At 70.9% G+C, this 15062-nt stretch carries 19 protein-coding genes; 14 read left to right on the top strand and 5 right to left on the bottom strand.

What is annotated here, in order from left to right; genetic code table 11:
- Positions 1-24: 24 nt before the first annotated feature.
- Both ACZ3II_RS23325 and ACZ3II_RS23320 read left to right on the top strand, forming a co-directional pair.
- Entirely contained in the window at positions 25-957 is a 933-nt protein-coding gene (locus ACZ3II_RS23325; RefSeq protein ID WP_465519812.1) for an ATP-binding cassette domain-containing protein, read from the top strand.
- A complete protein-coding gene (locus ACZ3II_RS23320; protein WP_465519811.1) occupies positions 954-1706 on the top strand; it encodes an ABC transporter permease in 753 nt (250 codons plus the stop codon). The genes ACZ3II_RS23325 and ACZ3II_RS23320 overlap by 4 nt, the downstream gene beginning before the upstream one ends.
- Positions 1707-1866: 160 nt before the next feature.
- Here ACZ3II_RS23320 and ACZ3II_RS23315 read toward each other — a convergent pair whose 3' ends face one another.
- Positions 1867-2268, bottom strand: a complete 402-nt coding sequence (locus ACZ3II_RS23315) for a RidA family protein (RefSeq protein WP_465519810.1) — start codon at positions 2266-2268, stop codon at positions 1867-1869.
- Between the two features lie 14 nt (positions 2269-2282).
- Positions 2283-3722 (bottom strand): ATP-binding protein, encoded by a 1440-nt coding sequence (locus tag ACZ3II_RS23310; protein ID WP_465519809.1) that lies wholly within the window; start codon positions 3720-3722, stop codon positions 2283-2285.
- A gap of 64 nt (positions 3723-3786) precedes the next feature.
- On the opposite strand from ACZ3II_RS23310, the gene ACZ3II_RS23305 reads away from it, so the two are divergent.
- From ACZ3II_RS23305 to ACZ3II_RS23285, 5 genes are read left to right on the top strand one after another with little or no spacing between them, the layout of a single operon-like run.
- Complete coding sequence (locus ACZ3II_RS23305) at positions 3787-4248, top strand: hypothetical protein (protein ID WP_465519808.1); 462 nt, start codon at positions 3787-3789, stop codon at positions 4246-4248.
- Positions 4249-4276: 28 nt separating this feature from the next.
- On the top strand, positions 4277-4462 hold the full coding sequence (locus ACZ3II_RS23300) for an antitoxin (RefSeq protein WP_043533728.1): 186 nt from the start codon (positions 4277-4279) through the stop codon (positions 4460-4462).
- Between the two features lie 8 nt (positions 4463-4470).
- Positions 4471-6273: a glycoside hydrolase family 15 protein gene (locus tag ACZ3II_RS23295; RefSeq protein ID WP_465519807.1), complete on the top strand. Its 1803-nt coding sequence runs from the start codon at positions 4471-4473 to the stop codon at positions 6271-6273.
- Between the two features lie 43 nt (positions 6274-6316).
- Complete coding sequence (locus ACZ3II_RS23290; protein ID WP_465519806.1) at positions 6317-6595, top strand: hypothetical protein; 279 nt, start codon at positions 6317-6319, stop codon at positions 6593-6595.
- Between the two features lie 53 nt (positions 6596-6648).
- Positions 6649-7206: a hypothetical protein gene (locus ACZ3II_RS23285; RefSeq protein ID WP_465519805.1), complete on the top strand. Its 558-nt coding sequence runs from the start codon at positions 6649-6651 to the stop codon at positions 7204-7206.
- Between the two features lie 21 nt (positions 7207-7227).
- Here the strand turns inward: ACZ3II_RS23285 and ACZ3II_RS23280 are convergent, their stop codons facing one another.
- Entirely contained in the window at positions 7228-8154 is a 927-nt protein-coding gene (locus ACZ3II_RS23280) for an alpha/beta hydrolase family protein (protein ID WP_465519804.1), read from the bottom strand.
- Positions 8155-8220: 66 nt separating this feature from the next.
- Here ACZ3II_RS23280 and ACZ3II_RS23275 point away from each other — a divergent pair, with 66 nt between their 5' ends.
- The gene (locus ACZ3II_RS23275; protein ID WP_465519803.1) at positions 8221-8619 is read left to right on the top strand and encodes an SRPBCC family protein; all 399 of its coding nucleotides are present in this window, start codon (positions 8221-8223) and stop codon (positions 8617-8619) included.
- A 43-nt stretch (positions 8620-8662) separates the two neighbouring features.
- On the top strand, positions 8663-9307 hold the full coding sequence (locus ACZ3II_RS23270; protein ID WP_465519802.1) for a LysE family translocator: 645 nt from the start codon (positions 8663-8665) through the stop codon (positions 9305-9307).
- Between the two features lie 152 nt (positions 9308-9459).
- Here ACZ3II_RS23270 and ACZ3II_RS23265 read toward each other — a convergent pair whose 3' ends face one another.
- Positions 9460-9846 carry a hypothetical protein gene (locus tag ACZ3II_RS23265; protein WP_465519801.1) on the bottom strand — a complete coding sequence of 129 codons (387 nt, stop codon included), beginning with the start codon at positions 9844-9846 and terminating at the stop codon, positions 9460-9462.
- A gap of 347 nt (positions 9847-10193) precedes the next feature.
- On the opposite strand from ACZ3II_RS23265, the gene ACZ3II_RS23260 reads away from it, so the two are divergent.
- The 5 genes from ACZ3II_RS23260 (at position 10194) to ACZ3II_RS23240 (ending at position 13888) form a co-directional block, all read left to right on the top strand.
- Complete coding sequence (locus ACZ3II_RS23260; RefSeq protein WP_465519800.1) at positions 10194-11597, top strand: cellulase family glycosylhydrolase; 1404 nt, start codon at positions 10194-10196, stop codon at positions 11595-11597.
- 112 nt (positions 11598-11709) lie between these two features.
- The gene (locus ACZ3II_RS23255; RefSeq protein ID WP_465519799.1) at positions 11710-12078 is read left to right on the top strand and encodes an ArsR/SmtB family transcription factor; all 369 of its coding nucleotides are present in this window, start codon (positions 11710-11712) and stop codon (positions 12076-12078) included.
- A complete protein-coding gene (locus ACZ3II_RS23250) occupies positions 12075-12707 on the top strand; it encodes an SRPBCC family protein (protein WP_465519798.1) in 633 nt (210 codons plus the stop codon). The genes ACZ3II_RS23255 and ACZ3II_RS23250 overlap by 4 nt, the downstream gene beginning before the upstream one ends.
- Positions 12704-13054, top strand: coding sequence for an MmcQ/YjbR family DNA-binding protein (locus ACZ3II_RS23245; RefSeq protein ID WP_465519797.1), 351 nt, complete (start codon positions 12704-12706; stop codon positions 13052-13054). Before ACZ3II_RS23250 ends, ACZ3II_RS23245 begins: the two co-directional genes overlap by 4 nt.
- Before the next feature lie 69 nt (positions 13055-13123).
- Positions 13124-13888 carry an arylamine N-acetyltransferase family protein gene (locus ACZ3II_RS23240; protein WP_465519796.1) on the top strand — a complete coding sequence of 255 codons (765 nt, stop codon included), beginning with the start codon at positions 13124-13126 and terminating at the stop codon, positions 13886-13888.
- Between the two features lie 52 nt (positions 13889-13940).
- Here the strand turns inward: ACZ3II_RS23240 and ACZ3II_RS23235 are convergent, their stop codons facing one another.
- Positions 13941-14981: an ABC transporter substrate-binding protein gene (locus ACZ3II_RS23235; RefSeq protein WP_465519795.1), complete on the bottom strand. Its 1041-nt coding sequence runs from the start codon at positions 14979-14981 to the stop codon at positions 13941-13943.
- Positions 14982-15062 lie beyond the last annotated feature (81 nt).

Here is a 15062-nt window from a genome sequence, read left to right as displayed (position 1 = left end):
GGAGGGCGGGCCACGCTTCCCGGCATGTTGGAGATTCGGGGACTGACGAAACGGTACGACGGCACGACCGCGGTCGATGAGCTGACGGTCGGGTTCCGGGCCGGGCGGGTGACCGGGTTCCTCGGGCCGAACGGGGCCGGGAAGACCACCACCATGCTGCTGGCGCTGGGGCTGCAACGGCCGGATGCGGGGAGCGCGCTGGTCGGCGGCCGGCGCTACACCCACCTGGCCGCGCCGATGCGGGAGGTGGGGGTGTTGCTGGACGCGCACGGCGTACATCCGCACCGGTCCGGTCTGGCGCATCTGCATGCGCTCGCCGCAAGCAATCGGGTGAGCACACGCCGCGTCGGTGAGGTTCTGGAACTGGTCGGCCTGACAGCGGTCGCCGGGAACCCGGCCGGCACCTACTCGCTCGGCATGAAGCAGCGGCTCGGGATCGCCGCCGCCCTGCTCGGGGATCCGCCGCTGCTGCTGCTCGACGAACCGATCAACGGTCTCGACCCGGCCGGCATCGCCTGGGTGCGCGGACTGCTGCGGGACCTCGCCGCCGAAGGCCGCACCGTCGTCCTGTCCAGCCATCTGATGAGCGAGATGGAACTGACCGCCGACCATCTCGTCGTGATCAACCGTGGGCGGCTGGTGGCCGACACGTCGCTGACCGGGTTCCTGGACCGTTCCGCGCCCGCTGAGCTGCTGGTCCGCGCGGAGGATGCGGCGTTCGGGGCGGCGCTGCGCACCGCCGGGGCGGAGGTTCGTGATCTCGCGGAGGGCGGGTGGCTGGTGTCCGGCTTCGACGCGTACGGGATCGGCCGCCTCGCCCTGATCAACCAGACCGTCCTCACCGGGTTGACACCGCACCGGCGTTCCCTCGAGGACGTCTTCATGTCCGCCACCGCCCCGCCCGCAGGCCCGGCAGCAGCCGTGCGCGATGCCCACATGGCCGGAGGGGCCCGATGACCGCCGCCCTGCACGCGGAGTGGATCAAGTTCTGGTCGTTGCGGGCGCCGGCGGTGCTGCTGGCCGCGCTGATCGCGGTGACCGGTGGGTTCGCGGCCCTGTTCGCGCACGCCCAGGCCCGGCAGTGGGACGGCGGCGACTTCGACCCGGTACGGGTCAGCCTCTCCGCGATCCTGATGACGCAGGTCATCGCCGGAACTCTGGGGCTGCTGGCGTTCACTGCCGAGACCGGCGGCGGCACGCTGCGGTCCACCTTGACCGCGGTCCCGAACCGGCCGCGTGTCCTGGCCGCCAAAGCCGTCACGGTCGGCATGACCACCCTGGCGGCCGGGACGGCGGCGGCGTTCACCGCCTTCCTCACCGCCCGGCAGGTGCTGGTCGGCCAGGAGACGCCGTCCGCGGTGCTCGGTGATCCGGGTACGTTCCGGGCCGTCTTCGGCGCCGGCCTCTACCTGACCGCGACCGCCCTGATCGGCCTCGCCCTCGGTGTGCTCACCCGGTCCTCGGCGGCCGCGCTGGCCATCGTGATCGGCGCGCTGCTGCTCGTCCCGATCTTCATCACGGCCCTGCCGGAGGCGCTGGCCCGCTGGATGATGCGGTTCTGGCCGTCCACCGCCGGTCTCCGGGTCGTCTCCACGACCGCGGATCCGTTCCTGCTGGATCCGTGGCCGGGTTTCGCCGTCCTGGCCGCCACCACCGTGGTCTTGCTGACCGCCGCGGCCGTCGTCCTGTCCCGCCGCGACACCTGACCACCGCAACGGCGCTCCAGAAAGCTGCCGCCCTCCCCACCGCAACCGCGCTCGAGGACGGTGTCGCCGGCGCCGTCTCCCATCGCAACGACGCTCAACGAAAGGGGCAAAAGGTGCGGTAGCGGCCAGGGCCGGCGAGGGGGAGGAGGGCGGGGATCGGTCAGGACGAAAGGGCGGCCACGGCTTCGATCTCGATCAGCAGGTCGTCGCGGAACAGGCCGGCGACCTCGACCAGGGAACTCGCCGGTGGCCGGGTCACGTCGACGAACTCGTCGCGGACCCGGCGCACCGTCGGCAGGTCGGGCGTGCCGGTCACGAAGTACGTCAGTTTGACCACGTCGGCCCAGGTCGCCCCGGCCGCGGCGAGGACCGACCCGAGGTTCTGGAACACCAGCCGGGTCTGAGCCTCCCAACCGTCCGGCGCCACACCGTCCGGCGCCACACCGTCCGCGCCGATCGCCACCTGTCCCGAGGTGTGCACCATCCGGCTGCCCGCCGCCACCACGACGGCGGGGCTGAACCCGTTCGGCGCCGGCGGCTGCGGGAACTCGAGGATCGTCATGCGTCCAACGTAGATCATCCGCCGTGCAGGGTCTCGATGGCCTTGATCAGGTCGTGCTGGGAGATCGGGGTGACAGCGCCGCCCCGCGCGTCCTGCATCGCCTTGGCCAGCTGCACCCGGCGCAACACCTCCTTGATGTCGGCGCCGGTCATCCCGCCGCTGGCCACCCCGAGCGCGGCCACGTCCAGGTCGTCGCCGAACATCCGGAAGCCGGGCGTCTCGTGCGCGCTGATCAGCCCGCGGATCATCTTGCGGAAGATCTCGGCACGGCTCGTCTCGTCCGGCCGGGGCACGCTGATCTTCACATCGAAACGGCCGGACCGGATCAGCGACTCGTCGACCCGCTGCGGGAAGTTGGTGGTGGCGACGACGATGACGTTCGGGTTCTCCTCGATCAGGTCGTTCATCTCCTGCTTGAAGATCCCGGCGACCGCGTTGAGGGCCTGGCTGGCCGCGTCTCCGCCCGCCCCGGCGTAGCTGACGATCGAGTCGAACTCGTCGAACAGCATGAGCGTCGGTGTCCGGTAGCGGCGGGCGTCCCGGAAGATCTGCTTGATGTTGCGCTCGGAGCCGCCGAGCCACTTGTCGAGGATCTCCGGGGTGCGGATCTCCCGGAAGTCGGCGCCGATCTCGTTGGCGAGCGCCCGGGACAGCATGGTCTTGCCGGTGCCGGGTGGCCCGTACATCAGCAGTCCCTGCGGGCGCCGCGCGCCCCACCGCGCCATCGCCTCCGGATGCCGGAACGAGACGGCGATCTGGCGCAGCTCGGCGACCACCTCGGTGAGCCCGCCGACCATGTCGAGGGTGACGGTCTGGGTGGTCGGCGGGGTCTTCGCGAAACCCTCCCGGCTGATCACGTACTGCCGGCCGGCCAGCGCGCCCGGCCCGGCCAGCTCGGCCACGGCCTGCAGGGTGAGGACGACGAACGCCCGCAGGTGCGCGGCGCCGACCTCGTCGCGCGGGACGCGGCTGCGCAGGGTGGCGACGCCGGCCTCGTACGTCACGGTGGCCTCGATACCGGCGGCGGCGTCGGCGAGAAGTTCCGGTTCGCGGTCGGCGGGCTTGTCGAGACCCAGTTTCCGGTACGCCGCCGCGGCGGCCGTGCCCACGCCGTCGACGAGCCGCGTCACCACCTGGTCCCCGTCGGCGATGCGGCGGGCCAGGATCGGGCCGAGCGGGTCGATGTTGAGCACGAACCCGCGCATCATCTTCTGCGTCTGGCTGGCGGACGGCACCGTGGTGATCCGGGCGGTGAACACGTGCTCGGGCCCGCCGGTCCCGTCGACGGTCAGGTCGACCCGCTGCACCGGCGCCGGCCAGGTGGCCCGGCGCAACAGCTCGACCGGGTTGACCCGGGCGGCGGCCAGCAGGGTGGACGCGTCGACGAGTTCGACGGTGGCGCCCGCGTGTTCGAAGGTCTCGGCACGCGGCCGGGCGAAACTCGCGTCGGTCATCTGGTCCTCCGCGTTCGACGGGGTCGGATGAACCAAGCGTGACACGGCATCGCACCATGTGCGCATGTCGATCCGTACCTACCGGCACGTCCCGTGGCTGCTCTGGTGCTCGTTCTTTCTGCTGGCGCTGGCGGGCGGCCTGGTCGCGGTGATCCTGTCGGTGGTGGCGGACCCGGCCGTCGACACCGTGTCGAAGGCGGTCTTCGGGATCTTCCTGATCGTGGTGTCCGCGCTCTTCCCGCTGGGTTCGTTCCGGGTGCGCACGGTGATCGACGACGAGGCGGTCACCCAGCACTGGATCACCCGCAGCTACCGGATCCCGCTGGACGAGATCACCGGGCTGGAGATCGGCGACGACGGCTCGCACCGCTGGTTCGTGCGGGTCTTCCAGGGCGAGAAGACGTTCGAGGTGATCCCGTGCCCGGTGATGTTCCGGCCGCGGGGCGCGTTCTTCCCCCGTCCGCCGCAGGCCGCGGTCGCGGTGCTGGCGGACCTGGAGGAGAGCGTGCCGGGCGAGTCTGTTTGAGTGGCGCGCCACCGGGAATCGTCGGTGCATGAGTGACTTCCTCGGCAAGGCCAAAGAGTTCGCGGACCAGCACGACGAGCAGGTGGATCAGGCTCTCGAGAAGGGCGGCGACCAGATCGACGACCGCACCGGCGGCAAGTACTCCCAGCACGTGGACCGGGGCGTCGACGAGGCGCAGAAGCGCACCGGCGACGGGGACACCATCCCGGGCTAGGCAGGATCATGGCGCTCCCGATCGAGGATTACGCGATCATCGCGGACACCCAGACGTGCGCGCTGGTCGGGCGCAACGGGTCGATCGACTGGCTCTGCGTGCCCCGGTTCGACTCCGGCGCGATCTTCGCGGCCCTGCTCGGGGACGCGGAGAACGGGCACTGGACGATCGCGCCGGCCGGCGAGCACACGGTGCGCCGGCGGTACCGCGACGAGACGATGGTCCTCGAGACGGAGTTCGAGACCGGCGGCGGCATGGTCCGCCTGATCGACTTCATGCCGCCGCGCACCACCGAGTCGCCGTCGCTGGTGCGGATCGTGGAGGGCGTACGCGGCCAGGTCGACCTGGAGATGACGCTGCGGCTGCGGTTCGACTACGGCAAGGTCGTCCCGTGGGTGTACCGCGAGCAGGACGCCCTGGTCGCGGTCGCCGGCCCGGATTCGGCCTGGCTGCACACCCCCGCCGAGCTGCACGGCGAGAACCTGTCGACCCGGGCCACCATCACGGTGAAGGCCGGCGACCGGGTGCCGTTCGTGCTCACCTGGCGACCGTCGCACCTGCCGGCGCCGGAGACGATCGACCCGGTGCACCAGCTCGGCGTCACCGAGGGTTACTGGCGTGGCTGGGTGTCGGCGTGCACGTACGAGGGCGAGTGGCGCGACGCCGTGGTCCGCTCGCTGCTCACGCTGAAGGCGCTGACGTACGCGCCGACCGGCGGGATCGTCGCGGCCGCCACCACCAGCCTGCCGGAGAAGCTGGGCGGCGTGCGCAACTGGGACTACCGGTTCTGCTGGCTGCGGGACGCCACGATCACCCTGCAGTCGCTGCTGTTCTCCGGGTTCCAGAGCGAGGCGAAGGCGTGGCGCAAGTGGTTGCTGCGGGCCATCGCCGGCAACCCGGACGAGCTGCAGATCATGTACGGGGTGGCCGGCGAGCGCCGCCTCGACGAGTACGTCGCCGGCTGGCTCACCGGGTACGACGGCAACCCGGTCCGGATCGGCAACGCCGCCGCCGACCAGTTCCAGCTGGACGTCTACGGCGAGGTGATGGACGCCCTGCACCAGGGCCGGCGGGCCGGTCTGAAGGCCGACGACCCGGCGTGGGGCCTGCAGGTCCAGTTGATGGAGTTCGTCGAGGAGCACTGGCGCGACCCGGACGAGGGCATCTGGGAGGTACGCGGCGAGTCGCGGCACTTCACCCACTCGAAGCTGATGGCGTGGGTGGCAGCGGACCGGGCGGTGAAGGCGGTCGACGAGTTCGGGCTGCCGGGGCCGCGCGAGCGCTGGGAGCGGTTGCGGGCCGAGATCCGCGAGGACATCCTGGCCAAGGGGTACGACGCCGAGCGCCGGACGTTCACCCAGTACTACGGCTCGGCCGAACTGGACGCCGCCCTGCTCATGGTGCCGCTGGTCGGTTTCCTGCCGGCCGGCGACGAACGGGTCCGCGGGACGGTCGCCGCGATCGAGGAGAACCTGCTCGTCGACGGTTTCGTCCAGCGGTACACGCAGCGGCACGACGTGGACGTGGACGGCCTGCCGCCGGGTGAGGGCGCGTTCCTGGCGTGCACGTTCTGGCTGGCCGACAACTACGCGCTGATGGGCCGGCAGGAGGAGGCCCGGGAGACGTTCGCCCGGCTGCTGGCGCTGCGCAACGACGTGGGCCTGCTGTCGGAGGAGTACGACACCGACGCCCGCCGCCTGGTCGGCAACTTCCCGCAGGCGTTCAGCCACGTCCCGCTGATCGACACCGCGCGCACGCTGACCGCCTGCACCGCGCCGTCCGAGGCCCGCGCCCGGGAGGGCCTGCGCTGATAAATCGCTGGCCGTCGCTGTCCGCGGCGGCCAGGCTTCCACCGTGGACGAGACGACGGCGGCGGTGCCGCCGGTCGACGCCGTCTTCGGGTTCACCCACGCCTACTTCCACCGCGTCGAGGAGCTGACCGGCGAGTTCCGGGCGGCCGGCCTCGCCGATCCCGTCGTGCACGGTGTGGAGGGTCCGCTGTGGGCGGCTGCCGAGGCCTCCGCGTCCCCGGAGATCTTCGCCGCCGCGCTGGAACTGGCCCGCGTCTACAGCACCGAGCCGGCCCTGATCGCGGCCAGCTCGCACCTGCTGGCCGTCGCCACCGTGCCGTAGGGTCGCCCGTCCGGACGGTTCTCGATCCCCGGCGTGGATGGCAGGATGGCGGCATGCTGGTCGTGTTCGCGCACAGCGGCACCGGTTCCACGGTCGCCACCCTGCACCGCGGCGACGGCGTGGTGCTGCAGTTACCCGGCTACGACCGGAAGTACCGGGTGCCGCATGATCTGGCCCACTTCGCCACCGAACGTACTTTCGCGATGCCCGGCGGCGTCTTCGGCTCGATCGCCGCGGGCGCCGTCTTCTCCAACATGCGCCTGATGAGCGGCCATCCCCGGCACGACGCGGCGGCCCGCAGCAAGCTGATCCTGGACGCCAACAAGCACTCGCTGAGCGTCGCCGAGGTCCTCGCCGGCATGATCCACCACGCGGTCGAGACCGGCGTTCCGGACCAGGCGCACGGTCTCACCCGCAAGGCCTGGGAGTCCATGGAGACCGACGGCTTCCCGTGGACCGGCGACCAGGTCTCCGACGCCGTCCGCCTGCTGACCGACCTGTCGGCGGAGTTCGAGGCCACCGGCACGGTCCGCGCCACCTGGCCCGCCGACCTCATGGCCACGCCGCCCCCGCCGCGCGGCATCAGGCGCGGACGGCGCGGCCGCACCTGAGGAGCGGCGGGCCGGGTTCCGCTACCTGACGTAGGTGACGGTGACGTTGCGGTCGATGGCGTCGCCCACGCCGTAGACGTACCACCTGGCGGCGCTGTCGCCGGTCTGGGCCAGCAGCCACTGGGCCGACCAGCGGGCGATGGTCTCGACGCCGACCGCCTGGTTCAGGGTCTGCGGGGAGGCGTCCGGCGCGGCGCCTGACGGGTTCTGGACGTCGGTGATGCCGTAGTGGTTGGTCCCGGTGACCTTGATCAGCGCTTTCGGGGTGCCGGCGGTGACGTCGTAGGTGCTCCGGCCCTCCTCCGGGGTCGCCACACCGTCGGCGAGACCCTGGATGTAGCCGACCGGCACGGTGTTGGGCACCGGCAGGGAGGCCGTGCCACCGGCGGGGACGTTGTTGCCGCCGTACGTGACGATCGCCTCGAGTTCGCTCGGCGCGGGCTCGGGGTTCATGCAGAACGGGATGGCGCAGAGGCCGGTGCTGAGGCTGAGCGCGGCCGCGGCGCCGAACGAGTGCCCGGCGATGACCAGCCTGTCCTCGTTGATCCGCTGGTGGAGCGGGGAGGCCGGGTTCGCGTCCTCGGCCTCGGCCCAGGCCACCGTCCAGCGGGCCTGGGCGCCCTCGGGGAAGAGGCCGCTCTGGCCGAAGATGCTGCGGCTGTGGTTGGGCACGACGACGACGAAGCCGTACGCGGCGAGTTTCGCGGCGTAGCCGGAGTACTGCGACTTGTCGACGTTCGCGCCCTGGAGCACGAGCGCGACCTTGAGCCGGTTGCCGTGCCGCGGGTGGTAGACGTCGGCGCTGTCACCGTTGATCGTCGTCGCGTAGGCGGCCACCCCGCGGCCGGAGGCAGCCTGCGCGGGCGCCGTGACGAGTGCCGTGGCGAGGACGGTGGCCGAGATGACCGCCGCCGACCGTTTCCAAGAACGGAACAATGTCACATTCATGGATACGGACTATGTCGATCAATCGGTACGCCGTCAAGGGGCCGGAATTTCTGCGAGGATGCCGGAGTGACTTCCGGATCCCGGTACCTCAGCGAGCGCATCGACCGCTCCGCCGACGCGGTGTACGCGTTCGCGGCCGACCCGGCCAACCTCCCCCGCTGGGCGTCCGGCCTGGCCACGACCGTGACGAGGGAGAACGACCGCTGGGTCATCGGCGACGACGGGGCTGAGCTGATCTTCACTCCGCGCAACGACCTGGGTGTGCTCGACCACTGGGTCCGGCCGCCCGGCGGCGCCGAGGTGTACGCGCCGATGCGGGTCATCGCGGACGGCGACCGCTCCGAGATCATGTTCACCTTGCGGCGCCTGCCGGACATGACCGACGAGGACTTCGAGCAGGACGCGGCGAGCGTCCAGGCCGACCTGGCCCGCCTCAAGGAGGTCCTCGAGGCCGCCGGCGACTGATTGGCTCTCGCCCGCCCGGACCGGGGCCGCGAGACTCGCAGACATGGTCACGCTGTCATCGGTCCTCGCCGTCTCCGCGCTCGCCCTCGGCATGGTCCTCACGCCCGGCCCGAACATGATGTACCTGGTGTCCCGCAGCATCACCCAGGGCCGCCGCGCCGGACTGGTGTCGCTGGCCGGGGTCGGACTCGGGTTCCTGGTCTACCTGACCGCCACCAACCTGGGGCTCTCGGTCCTGTTCGTGGCGGTTCCGGAGCTGTACCAGACTATCAAGATCGCCGGCGCGGCATACCTGGCGTGGCTCGCGTTCCAGACGTTGCGGCCGGGCGGCGCGTCGGTCTTCGAGCCCCGCCCGCTGGAACCGGACTCCGCGCGCCGGCTGTTCACCATGGGCCTGCTGACGAACCTGCTCAACCCCAAGGCCGCGGTGCTCTACCTGTCGCTGATCCCGCAGTTCGTCCGCCCGGAGAACGGTCACGTGATCGCGCAGGGCTTCCTCCTCGGCGGGGTGCAGATCGCCGTCAGCCTGGCCGTCAACCTGACCATCGTGGCCGCGGCCGGCACGATCGCGGTGTTCCTGGCCCGGCGGCCGGCCTGGCTGCGGGTCCAGCGGTACCTGATGGGCGGCGTGCTCGGCGTCATCGCCGTGAAGCTGGCCACCGATCGCACCCGCCCCGCGCTCGCCTAGCGCCTCCCCCGGTGTGTTGATTTGGGGCGCACATGACGGCCGAACTCAACACACCCGGTGTGTGTTGATTTGGGGCGCACATGACGGCCGAACTCAACACACCCGGCGTGTTGTTTTAGGGCGCACATGACGGCCGAACTCAACACGCGGGCTCAGCCGTACCGTCGCAAGGGGGGAAGCAGTGACGCCAGGCCCAGCAGAAGCTGGAGCGCCGGGACCGCGACGACCACCGCCAGCATCGGGCCGTCCGGGCGCATGCCCAGGTGCAGCAGCAGCATCAGACCGCTGAGCAGCAGCAACGTCGTCCAGGCGGCGCGGTCGCCGGGGCGGCGCCAGAGCGAGACGCCGCACGGCAGGCAGACCAGCGCGAGCGCGGCCACGGCGGCCAGGAGGACGGGCGCGTGCCCGGCGTGCTCCCCGGCGAGCGCGAGGTGCACGGCGAACCCGGCCGCCCCCACCGCCGCGGCGAGCCGGGCGGGCAGCACGGATCTGCCGGGGGCCTGTGCATTCCGTGGTGCGGCGTGGTCAACGGTCGTCACCGGACAGTCCTCGATGGATCGGCGGGTCGCGCCGACAGTCTGCCATTCGATCACCACGACAGACCGCAGTGAGATCCAGGTCACACCCGAGCAACCTCTGCGGGGCCCGCGGACACTGCCCGCACGGAAGGTCTCGTTCGCGCCCCTCCCGCCAGGGGGGCGCGGGCGGGACCTCCCCCGTCGCGAGCGAACAGCGAAGGTCACGATCCGGCCGGTGACGGTCGCCTCGGATAGACGGGGTTTAACGCAGGCGTTACAGTCGGAGACCCTGGGAGCGCTCCCAGCACGGGTTCCCCCACTGCCGTTCCCCAGCGGCGGCCCGTGTCCATCCCTCGAGGTGATGACTGGTGAAACGCCGAACAGCAACCATCCTGACCACGGTCCTGGCCGTGGCCGCAGCGTCGACCGCCGCCTTCTTCGCCCTCCCGGCCAGCGCGGAGACGGCAGCGTTCACCGTGCCCAACACGTGGAACGGTGGCTACCAGGGTGAGATCAAGGTCAGCAACACGTCGTCGTCGCCGATCAGCACGTGGAAGGTCGAGCTGACCCTTCCCGCGGGCTCGTCGGTCGGCCAGGCGTGGAACTCGACGCTCGCCTCCTCCGGCACCACCTTCACGTTCACGCCGGCCGGCTGGAACGCGACGATCGCGGCCGGGGCGTCGACCAGCTTCGGGTTCATCGTCAACGGCAACGGCCGCCCGACCAGCTGCCTGATCAACGGCCAGGCCTGCACCGGGACGACGACGCCGACCGGTTCTCCCACGTCGCCCAGCACGAGTGTCTCGCCGTCGGTCTCGGTGTCCCCCTCGACCTCCACTCTCCCGCCCACCACCGGCACGCCGGTCCAGGTCAACGGGCAGCTGAAGGTCTGCGGCACCAAGCTGTGCAACGAGAGCGGCAAGGCCGTCCAGCTCAAGGGCATGAGCACGCACGGGCTCCAGTGGTTCCCGAGCTGCTACACCGACGCCTCGCTCGACGTGCTCGCCAACGAGTGGAACTCCGACCTGTTCCGGATCGCCATGTACGTGCAGGAGCAGGGTTACGAGACCAACCCGGCAGCCTTCACCGCCAAGGTGAACAGCCTGGTCGACGAGGCCTCCGAGCGTGGCATGTACGCGCTGATCGACTTCCACATCCTCAACCCCGGCGACCCGGCCTACAACCTGGAGCGCGCCAAGACCTTCTTCCGGGAGGTCTCGGCCCGCAACGCCGCCAAGAAGAACGTGATCTACGAGATCGCCAACGAGCCGAACGGCGTCAGCTGGGCGCAGATCAAGGCGTACGCCGAGCAGGTCATCCCGGTCATCCGGGCGAACGACCCGGACGCCGTCGTGATCGTCGGCACTCGCGGATGGTCGTCGCTGGGCGTCTCGGAGGGCTCCAACTCCACCGAGATCATCAACAACCCGGTGAACGACTCGAACGTGATGTACACCTTCCACTTCTACGCGGCGTCCCACAAGGACAACTACCGCGCCGAGGTGGAGCGGGCCGCGGCCCGGCTGCCGCTGTTCGTGACCGAGTTCGGCACGGTCACCTACACCGGTGACGGCGCGGTCGACACGGCCAGCAGCAACGCCTGGTTCGACCTGATGGACCGGCTGCAGATCAGTTACGCCAACTGGACGTTCTCCGACGCGAACGAGGGCAGCGCGGCGCTCAGGCCGGGCACCTGCAACGCCGGCACGTTCAGCGGGACGGGTTCGCTGACCGAGTCCGGGGCGCTGCTCCGGAACCGCATCCGCGCCTGATGAAGCCGCCGGGTCCGCCTCCCTTCCACCGGGCGGGCCCGGCTCCTCATTTCCGTACCCCGCATGCTCTAAACGCTCCACTTATATAAGCGCAGTCTGATAGGGTGCCCTCGTGCATGCGTTCGACGTACTCGGCGATCCGGTCCGGCGCCGGATCCTCGAGCTGCTCGCCGAGGGTGAGCAGTCCTCCGGCGCCGTGACCGCCGTCATCCGCGCGGAGTTCGGCATCACCCAGCCTGCCGTGTCCCAGCACCTCAAGGTGCTGCGTGACAACGGATTCGCCACCGTGCGCCCGGACGGGGCACGCCGTCTCTACGCTGTCGATCACACCGCGTTGCGGCAGGTGGACGACTGGCTGGCGCCGTTCCGGAGGTTCTGGGCGCCGCACCTCGCCGCGATGGCCACCGAGGTGGCACGCGGCAAGCGCCTGCGGCGCCTGGCCGTCGGCGAGGAGCATCCCGATGTGAGGAGTGCGCGATGATCGACGTCAAAGAGCAGATCAGTGAGGTACGCCGTACGATCGGCGCCCGCACGCTCGAGGCCGGTGAGGCGCGGGTGATGACGATCAGCCAGGTCTACGACACCGACGTGGACGACCTGTGGGACGTCGTCACCAACCCCGAACGGATCCCCCGCTGGTTCCTGCCGGTCTCCGGAGACCTCCGCGAGGGCGGGACGTACCAGTTCGAGGGCAACGCCGGCGGCACGATCACGAAGTGCGACCGGCCCCGTGCGGTCGCCGCGACCTGGGAGTTCAACGGCGGCGTGAGCTGGGTCGAGGTGCGGCTCACGCCGGAGGGCGACGGCCGCGCCCGGTTCGAGCTGGAGCACGTGGCGCACGTCGACGACGAGCACTGGGAGCAGTACGGCCCGGGCGCCGTCGGCCTGGGCTGGGAGGGCGCCTTCTGGGGCCTGGCCAACCACCTGCGGACACCGGAGGCCACGATCACGCCGGAGGCCGCGATGGCGTGGGCGGCCTCCCCGGACGGCATCGCGTTCATGCGGCTCAGCGCGGACGCGTGGGCCGAGGCGGACATCGCGTTCGGCACCGAGCCGGACCGCGCCCGGGCACAGGCGGAGAACACCTTCCAGGCATACACCGGCCAATGACCGGCGCGGAGTTGCTCGCCTACTGCCTCGCCAAGCCCGGCGCCTGGCAGGACGAGCCGTGGGAGGGCGACGTCGTCGCCAAGGTCGGCACGAAGATCTTCGCGTTCCTCGGCAGCGGGGACACCGTCGGCGTGAAGTGCGGCACGGACCGGGACACCGCCGGCGAGTGGCTCGCCCGGTTCCCGGACGACGCGACGGCCAGCGCGTACATCGGCCGGCACGGGTGGAACACGCTGCGGGTCGGCGGCGCGATCCCGGACGACGAGCTTCTCGAGGCCATCGACGCGTCGTACGAGGCTGTGGTCGCCTCCCTCCCGAGGAAGGACCGCCCACAGCCGCTTCCGTGACAGCCCGGGCGCCCGGGTCCGGCCGTGCCGGGTTGACGTGAACCGGACTTGAGGTCCGATGCTGGGCGCATGGACGTCAACGCCTACCTCGACCGGATCCGGGCGCCGCACACCGCCCCCGCCGACCTGGCCCGGCTGCGCGCGCTCCACCACGCGCACCTCACCGCGGTCCCCTTCGAGAACCTCGACATCCACCGGGGCGTACGGCTCTCCCTCGCCCCGGAGGATCTCTTCGACAAGATCGTACGACGGGCCCGCGGCGGTTTCTGCTTCGAGGTCAACGGCCTGTTCGCGCTGCTCCTGGAGCGGCTCGGCTACACCGTCGACCGGGTCGCGGCCCGCGTCGACGGCAGCGAGCTGTCACACCTCGCCCTGCTGGTCTCCTCCCCTGAACTCGGGAACCGATGGCTGGTCGACGTCGGCTTCGGTGACCACAGCGTCTTCCCGCTGGACTTCGGCTCCCGGGCCGAGCAGGACGATCCGGCGGGCCGTTTCCGGCTGGCCGACGCGCCGGACGGGGACGTGGAGGTGCTCCGCGACGGCAAGCCGCAGTACCGGCTGGAGACCCGGGCCCGGGACATGGGCTTCTTCGAGCCGCTGTGCTGGTATCACCAGACGTCGCCCGCATCGCACTTCACCCGCAAGACCGTCTGCACCCTGCTGACCGCGGACGGCAGGGTCACCATCAGCGACCGCACCCTGATCGTCACGACCGGCGCGGGCCGCGCGGAGACCCCGCTGGAGCCGGGCGAGCCGCTGCTCACCGCGTACCGCGACCACTTCGGCATCGACCTGCCCGCGGACACGGAGTTCCCGCCGCCGCGGATCGGGTGAGGCCGGTCCCGGTGGCGGCGCCTGACCGGCCCGCCACCGGAAGCGGCTCAGGTCAGGAGACCTTCTTCGACTTGGTGATGGCGGCGGTGATCGCCTCCAGCAGCGGGGCGGAGCCGGCCCACGAGTAGACCGGCACGGCCTGCCACGGGAAGACCTGGTTGGCCTTGACGGCGGGCAGCGCGCTCCAGCCCGGCTTGGCGGCCAGGTCGTTGGGCTGCAGGGTGCCGGTCCGCGCGTCCAGGAAGATCACGTCGGCGGCGTACTTGTTGGCGTTCTCCCAGCTCAGCGACTCGTAGTAGTCCTTGCCCTTGACCTCGGGCATGATCAGGTCGACGCCGAGCTCCTTGAAGTACATGAGGTCGGAGCTGACCGCCGCGCTGGAGACGTAGAAGACGTCGGCGGCGCCGGAGCCGAACAGCACCTTCAGGCCGCCGGAGGCCTTCGCGGCCGCGGTCAGGTCGGCGGCGGCCTTCTCGAAGCGGGCCTTGGCCTCGGTCACCTTCGGCGCGTTCAGGTCGGCGCCGAGCGACTTGGCCAGCTCGGCGTACCGCTCGATCGGCTTGTTCAGCGGGACCCGGCCGACGGTGATGGTGGCGGTCGGCGCGACCTTGAGGATCTGGTCCTTGCTGGCGTCCGGGATGTACCAGTAGGCGCCCGGGTCGAACATGTGGGTGACGAGCAGCTCGGGCTGGAGCGCCGCGTACTTCTCCACGGAGAACTCGCCCCAGGCGTTGCCGATGATCTGGACCTTGTTGATGTCCAGGTCGCCGGCCTGCTCCTCGGCGGTGCCGTCGGCCTTCTTGGTCTCCCCGAAGACACCGACGATCTTGTCCTGCAGGCCCAGGTCGACCAGTGCCGCGGCGGTGCCGGTGAAGGCGACGATCTTGCTGGGGGTCTTGTCGGCCTTCAGCTCCTTGGGCTGGTCGTCGGTGAACGCCCAGGGGCCGGCGGGCGCGGCGGCGCTGGCGGTGGTGCCGGTGGCCGAACCGGTCTCGGCGTTGTTGCCGCAGGCGGCGAGCAGCGCGCCGGCACCGGCCGCGCCACCGGCGGCCAGCAGGCCACGACGGGACAAAGAAAGCTGCGAGAACTTCATCTTCAGATCTTTCTGGGGGTACGACCGGTCCTGCGACCGAGTGAGATGGTTAGGCTAACCTAACGAACCGAACGAACGTCA

This window comes from Actinoplanes sp. NPDC019969 (assembly GCF_055562375.1).
Note: the sequence above shows the minus strand (reverse complement) of the source record. Positions and strands in the feature narration are given on the sequence as shown.

Excerpts from the sequence above, each read along its gene's own strand:
- ACZ3II_RS23325 (WP_465519812.1), top strand. The coding sequence starts at position 25 with ATGTTGGAGATTCGGGGACTGACGAAACGGTACGACGGCACGACCGCG.
- ACZ3II_RS23320 (WP_465519811.1), top strand. The coding sequence starts at position 954 with ATGACCGCCGCCCTGCACGCGGAGTGGATCAAGTTCTGGTCGTTGCGG.
- ACZ3II_RS23315 (WP_465519810.1), bottom strand. The coding sequence starts at position 2,268 with ATGACGATCCTCGAGTTCCCGCAGCCGCCGGCGCCGAACGGGTTCAGC.
- ACZ3II_RS23310 (WP_465519809.1), bottom strand. The coding sequence starts at position 3,722 with ATGACCGACGCGAGTTTCGCCCGGCCGCGTGCCGAGACCTTCGAACAC.
- ACZ3II_RS23305 (WP_465519808.1), top strand. The coding sequence starts at position 3,787 with ATGTCGATCCGTACCTACCGGCACGTCCCGTGGCTGCTCTGGTGCTCG.
- ACZ3II_RS23300 (WP_043533728.1), top strand. The coding sequence starts at position 4,277 with ATGAGTGACTTCCTCGGCAAGGCCAAAGAGTTCGCGGACCAGCACGAC.
- ACZ3II_RS23295 (WP_465519807.1), top strand. The coding sequence starts at position 4,471 with ATGGCGCTCCCGATCGAGGATTACGCGATCATCGCGGACACCCAGACG.
- ACZ3II_RS23285 (WP_465519805.1), top strand. The coding sequence starts at position 6,649 with ATGCTGGTCGTGTTCGCGCACAGCGGCACCGGTTCCACGGTCGCCACC.
- ACZ3II_RS23280 (WP_465519804.1), bottom strand. The coding sequence starts at position 8,154 with ATGAATGTGACATTGTTCCGTTCTTGGAAACGGTCGGCGGCGGTCATC.
- ACZ3II_RS23270 (WP_465519802.1), top strand. The coding sequence starts at position 8,663 with ATGGTCACGCTGTCATCGGTCCTCGCCGTCTCCGCGCTCGCCCTCGGC.
- ACZ3II_RS23250 (WP_465519798.1), top strand. The coding sequence starts at position 12,075 with ATGATCGACGTCAAAGAGCAGATCAGTGAGGTACGCCGTACGATCGGC.
- ACZ3II_RS23245 (WP_465519797.1), top strand. The coding sequence starts at position 12,704 with ATGACCGGCGCGGAGTTGCTCGCCTACTGCCTCGCCAAGCCCGGCGCC.
- ACZ3II_RS23240 (WP_465519796.1), top strand. The coding sequence starts at position 13,124 with ATGGACGTCAACGCCTACCTCGACCGGATCCGGGCGCCGCACACCGCC.
- ACZ3II_RS23235 (WP_465519795.1), bottom strand. The coding sequence starts at position 14,981 with ATGAAGTTCTCGCAGCTTTCTTTGTCCCGTCGTGGCCTGCTGGCCGCC.